The sequence below is a fragment of the Flagellimonas sp. 389 genome (assembly GCF_018449435.1).
In the GTDB taxonomy this organism is placed as follows: Bacteria; Bacteroidota; Bacteroidia; order Flavobacteriales; family Flavobacteriaceae; genus Flagellimonas.
Genome location: NZ_JAHCMU010000014.1, coordinates 130,822 through 136,923, shown reverse-complemented (window position 1 = coordinate 136,923; position 6,102 = coordinate 130,822). Strand labels below are relative to the sequence as shown.

General features: G+C 40.3%; 4 protein-coding genes. 2 read left to right on the top strand and 2 right to left on the bottom strand.

The annotated features are described in order from the left end of the window. The first annotated feature begins 109 nt into the window (after window positions 1-109). Both KIM67_RS13340 and recQ read left to right on the top strand, forming a co-directional pair. Window positions 110-685, top strand: a complete 576-nt coding sequence (locus tag KIM67_RS13340; protein WP_250149261.1) for a rubredoxin — start codon at window positions 110-112, stop codon at window positions 683-685. A 71-nt stretch (window positions 686-756) separates the two neighbouring features. Further along, window positions 757-2,847: a DNA helicase RecQ gene (gene recQ, locus KIM67_RS13335; protein ID WP_213832053.1), complete on the top strand. Its 2,091-nt coding sequence runs from the start codon at window positions 757-759 to the stop codon at window positions 2,845-2,847. Between the two features lie 114 nt (window positions 2,848-2,961). On the opposite strand, the gene KIM67_RS13330 is transcribed toward recQ, so the two are convergent. Together KIM67_RS13330 and KIM67_RS13325 are read right to left on the bottom strand one after the other, a co-directional pair. Further along, window positions 2,962-4,752 carry a ribonucleoside-diphosphate reductase subunit alpha gene (locus KIM67_RS13330; protein WP_213832052.1) on the bottom strand — a complete coding sequence of 597 codons (1,791 nt, stop codon included), beginning with the start codon at window positions 4,750-4,752 and terminating at the stop codon, window positions 2,962-2,964. After that, window positions 4,753-6,027 (bottom strand): ribonucleotide-diphosphate reductase subunit beta, encoded by a 1,275-nt coding sequence (locus KIM67_RS13325; RefSeq protein WP_213832051.1) that lies wholly within the window; start codon window positions 6,025-6,027, stop codon window positions 4,753-4,755. Window positions 6,028-6,102 lie beyond the last annotated feature (75 nt).

Here is a 6,102-nt window from a genome sequence, read left to right as displayed (position 1 = left end):
ATTTCCGCACATTGGTTAAAGCAAAAATTGACAATTATAGGAGTTCTGCAACAGCCACCAACGTTTTTCGGGACAATGAGGAATTAATGTCAGGCATTCGCAGTTGGAAATGAACAGGCATTTACCTGTTGATGATGCTGAAGCTCTGGAACTTAAAAAGTTTCTGGTACGTAGTTTTGACCAAAACGATATCAGTACCTACGGACTCACGTTTGGCATAAGCAATGAAGCGGGCAAGAGATCTCACTTTTCATCTGTGATCGTTGAGAAAAACCAAGCTCCGGAAATTGTAAAGGAGTTTGCTGTAAGACCCACCTATAATGTGTTGTATTTTGAAAAGTTTGACCCCAATACAAACAACTATATCTCTTATGCCCAGGATGTAGATAAGATTGAATTGCCCGGACTCCTAATGGAACTCAGCAAAAAATATTTCGAACAATTGGGGACAACAAAAATTAAAGAAACCGAAGTTTCGGAAAAAGCAATGTCACTAAGCGAAGTATACCAGTGTCCATCTTGTATGACCGTTTATGACGAAAGTCTTGGAGATAGTAAAAATGCTATAGATTCAGGCACGAAATTCCAGAAACTGCCTGAAGAATACGTTTGTTCCGTTTGTGGTAGTTCTAAAGATGCGTTTATTAAAACCGAATTGAAAATAGAGCAAGTAAAAAATGCTTGATATGTAGCAATAGAAACTGGCTGACCTTATAGTTCCAACTAAATGTAGCCAAACATTTATTACATTTGGCCATGCCTACTATCGATTATAAACAACAACTTTTACCCCTCCTAAAGACGCATTTTGGGTACGATTCATTCAGGCCCAACCAGTTGGAAGTAATGCAAGATGTACTTTCCAAAAAAGATGTTTTGGCCATTATGCCGACTGGTGGTGGAAAATCCCTCTGCTTTCAATTGCCTGCTTTGGTCATGGACGGAACAGCAATCGTAGTGTCCCCGTTGATTGCGTTGATGAAGGATCAAGTTGACGCTTTGAATGCCAACGGAGTGTCTGCGGCATATTACAACAGTTCACAACCACAAGAAGTACAACAAGCCATTTTTGAAGAACTTAAAAATGGAGCACTGAAATTATTCTACGTTGCACCGGAAAGCATTGCTCAGTTCAATACGATTTTTGAGGCATTGAAAATTAGCTTGTTTGCTGTTGATGAAGCCCATTGTATCTCTTCGTGGGGGCATGATTTTAGACCGGCATATAAGCAATTGGGAAGTTTAAAAACGAGTTTTCCAGAAGTTCCCGTAATGGCGCTAACGGCTACAGCCGATAAAACAACACAAGACGATATAGTAGAACAGCTTTCAATTTTAGATGCTTCGAGGCATTTGGCCTCTTTTAACCGGCCGAATTTGTATTTAGATGTTAGACCAGGACAAAACCGTGTCAAGCAGATTCTAAACTTCTTGCAAGCACGCTCCGATGAAAGCGGGATTATGTATTGTTTGAGCAGAAAAAGTACAGAAAAGTTAGCGGAGCAGCTTCGCAATTCAGGGTATGAAGCCCAAGCTTATCACGCGGGAATGAGTGCTGAGGAGCGCACAAAAGTTCAGGAAGATTTTATCAATGACCGTACATCGATTATTTGCGCTACAATAGCTTTTGGGATGGGTATTGACAAGAGCAATGTACGCTGGGTCATCCACTACAACTTGCCAAAGAACCTGGAAGGCTATTATCAAGAGATCGGCAGGGCGGGGCGTGACGGCCTGCCTTCCCATACGTTACTTTTTTATAGCTATGCGGATGTATTCCAGCTGCAAAAATTTATAGCCGAAAGCGAAAATGCCCAAGTACAACATGCTAAATTGGAGCGTATGCAGCAATTTGCCGAAGCGTTAAGCTGTCGCCGTATTGCATTGCTCAATTATTTTGGGGAACACGTTACCGAGGATTGTGGCAACTGTGATATCTGTAAAGCTCCACCATCTTATTTTGATGGGACGGTACTGACACAAAAGATATGTTCGGCTGTTGCCCGTATGAAAGAGCAAGAACCCATGGGAATCCTTATCGATGTGCTTCGTGGTGCTCAAAACGCACAGGTATTTGATAAAGGACTTCAATATATTAAGACTTACGGCGCGGTAAAAGATGTTTCTTGGCAAGATTTGCAACAGTATGTAATTCAATTGCTCAACCAAGGCGTTTTGGAAATCAGTTTTAAGGAGAACAATCGTATTGCACTGACCCCTTTGGCAAAAGAAGTCCTGTTTCATAAAAAACAGGTGCAATTAGCAGAGCTGAATCAGGTGGAGAAACAAACTGAAAAGAAAACACGGCAGCAAAATAGTAAAACAGGCCTTTTTGAAAAGCTTCGTTTGCTCCGCTATGAAATTGCCAAGGAAGAGGGTGTACCAGCGTATGTAGTTTTTGGAGATGCCAGTTTAAAGGATATGGAAGCCAAATTGCCTCTCACCCCATTAGAATTTGCCGAAGTATCAGGAGTGGGAGAAGCCAAATTGGAGAAGTATGCCGAAGTTTTCCTGAAAGAGATAGCAATTCATGTTGAAGCATCAAAACCAAAAATTCCAACGCACGAGCATTCGTTTGGGATGTTCAAAGAGGGATTATCTCCTTCGGAAATTGCCCAAAAGCGAGAGCTTACCGAAAATACTATCTACAACCACTTAATAAAGATGCATGCCCAGGGTGAGGAAATAGACCTTCAAGAACTAATTACTCTCGATGAACTTTCCAAAATTGAAAATGCCAAAATCAACTTGCCCGAAGCGGAAGGGTTAAAAGCGTATTTCGACTATTTTGAAGAGAAGGTACCCTATTGGAAGATAAAAATTGGATTGTATCTCTTGGATGTCTAGTCCCGATAACTCTTTTTTATATAGTATAAAGGTTCGAGAGTTTTATAAAAAAAACAGTCCTATGAAGTTGAACTCCTAGGACTGTTTCATTCTATTTAATAGCACGACCTGTTTCTAAGCTTCACAGCTAGCACATTCTTTCTTTTGCTTGAATTTTTGTGCAGCATTCATGCTATGTTGATAGTACAGTGATTTTAAGCCAAGTTTCCATGCAGTAACATGGATTTTATTGATTTCTTTCACTGGCATATCTGGGTGGACAATAATATTTACAGATTGCCCTTGGTCAATATGGTTTTGCCTATTGGCAGCTTGATAAATAATATCCAGTTGGTCAATTTCCGAATAGGTCTTGAACACATCTTTTTCTTCCTCTGTCAAGAAATCGAGATGTTGTACGGAACCATCATAATCCCTAATACTTCTCCAAACTTCTGTGGTGTTTTTCCCTTTTTCTTCCAAAAGTGCTAACAGGAACGGATTTTTGATGGTCGTTTTTACCTTGGCAATATCCTTTACATAGGTATTGGACCAAATAGGCTCTATTCCTTGTGACACTTGACCCAAAATAAAAGCTGATGAAGTAGTAGGAGCAATGGCGTTCAAGGTGGCATTACGTCGACCATAGCCTTTTAAGACTTTTGGTTCTCCAAATTTGGTGGCCAACTCCTCGGAAGCTTTATAGGACTTTTCTTTTATTGCACGGAAAATCTCATTGTTGAGGTTATAGGCTTCTTGGCTATTGAACGGAAGCATTTTAGACTGTAATAAGGAATGCCATCCCAAAACACCCAATCCTAAAGCCCTGTTTTCTTTTGCAAAATTATAGGCGCGCTCCATAAAAAGAAAAGTCTGTCGGTCTTCACGATCATCGGAATCACGATATGCTTCTAACTTCTGGGTGAATTCGGTTATTACGGCATCAAGGAAATATACCATGGTCTCCACGGCATCGGTATCTTTCCATTTATCGTAGTGCAATAGGTTTACAGAAGACAGTACGCAAACAAACGACCAATTATCGTTGGAGGGCAACATGATTTCGGTACAAAGATTACTAGCGTAAATACTATGTTTTTTGTCTCTATAAACATCAGCCGCAGCGTTGTTCGCATGATCTTTAAAGAAAATATAGGGATAGCCCATTTCTCCTCTTCGCTGTAATACTTTTGCCCAGATAGAACGTTTTTTAGTATCTCCATCTATCATTTCCTGCATCCACTGGTCGGTTACAGTGACACCATGTGTCAACTCTTGGATTGGATTTCCTTCGGTGCCGATTTCCAAAAACTCCATAATATCTGGATGCTCTACAGGTAAATAAGGAGAAAAACGCCCCCTCCTAACAGAGCCTTGGCTCACAACATCTACCATAGACTCAAAAAGCTGCATGATATGGACCGCACCAGATGCTTGACCATTATTTTTTACCTCAGCTCCTCTGTGCCTGATCTTGCCAAAATATCCAGATGTACCACCACCAAGTTTGGACATCATCCCTACCTCGGATTGCGTGTAAAGAATGTTGCCCATATCATCATCGATATGAGATCCAAAACAACTGATCGGAAGTCCTCTTTCCTTGCCAAAATTGGACCATACGGGTGATGCCAAAGAGAAGAAACCCTGTGACATATAGCCATAAAACTTATCGGAAAAACCAGGCATCTCCAATAATTGTTCTGCCCTATCCGCAATTTCGCGTATGCGTTGTTCCGCAGTATAACCTTGCGTCAAATAGCCTGAAGCCAAAAAGTTTCTACTATGTTCGGTTAGCCATTCAAATCCACCACTTGATGCTGTGGTGAGGTTTTTTAAGGCTTCTTTTCTTGCGTTTACAAGCTGATCGCTATCGGATACTGTTTCTGTTGTTTTAGGGGTTGCTGTGTGTTTTGAATCAATCATTTAAAAAAGGTCGTCACTGGTTATACTTTGTGTTCTTTTGCTATAGTTAATGGAGCGTTTTACGAAGAAATCGCCATGTTTGGTACCGATAATTTCATCATCGAACCATTCTGTTTGGGCCAATAATGCTTCATCGACCTCAAAAATCTTGTCAATGCCTATGCTCTCAAGAGAATTGTTGAATCTGTTCTTGATAAACTCGTTCACCAAAGATTTAGGCAAAAAGTCCAATTCTCCCTCCTCGAATATCCAATCCACAATCTTGCTTTCGGAAGCAAAAGCTTCTCTACACATATCTTGTATCATGTTGTGGTAATCGGCGTTGAACCAATCAGGATTTTCGTCTTTTATGATTTTGATAACATCGATTCCGAAATCTCCGTGGATTTGTTCTTCTTTTGAAGTGGCTTCCACTACGTTGGAAATTCCTTTCAACATGTTTTTATGCTTGTTGAATGCCATGATGATCAAAAACTGAGAGAACAAGGAAACATGTTCTATAAATAGGGAAAACAATAAAATTGATTCTGCATATTCCTTATTATCCTCACTTTTTGCATTTCTAAGGGCCGTTTCCAAGTAATGCACCCGCTTCATGATTACGGGTTTTTTCTTCAAGTTTTTGAACTCTTCATTAAGACCCAAAATTTCCAACAAATGGGAATACGCATCATGATGGCGTACTTCACTTTCGGCAAAAGTAGCTCCCACTGATCCAATTTCTGGTTTTGGCATTCTGTGATAAATATCTCCCCAAAAACTTTTCACGGCTACTTCAATCTGTGAAATGGCCAACATGGTGTTTTTTATGGCACTTTGTTCCTTGTTGGTAAGGAGCGCCTTAAAATCTTGTATATCACTGGTAAAATTGAATTCGGTATGGATCCAGTAGGAATGTCTTATAGCAGGCACGTACTCGTAGAGTGCTGGATATTCGTAAGGCTTGAGGTTGATACGCTTTTCGAAAATATTGGACTTGCGTTTTTGGGCCTGTTCGTTACGATAGAGAATATACCCCTTTGCTACATCAAAAAATCCACTTTCCATCAATTTGTTCTCAACAAAGTCTTGCACCTCTTCTACGGTGGGCACGTAGTTTTTGTCCAATTCTTTACGCTTTAAGAGCGCATCATAAACAAGATGGGAAATACGGCCGGCATCGTCCATGCCTCCATGGTCTGCGGCCGTCATGGCCTTTAAAATGGCATTTGTTATTTTATGTAACTGAAAGGGTCGAGTAGCAAAGTCCCTTTTAATGACGTGCGTTATCTCCATAGTGTCTTGTGATTGGAATTATACTAAAAAAGCGAGGTATAAAGGTCAAATTTTATTGCCATTATTTTTTGTGGA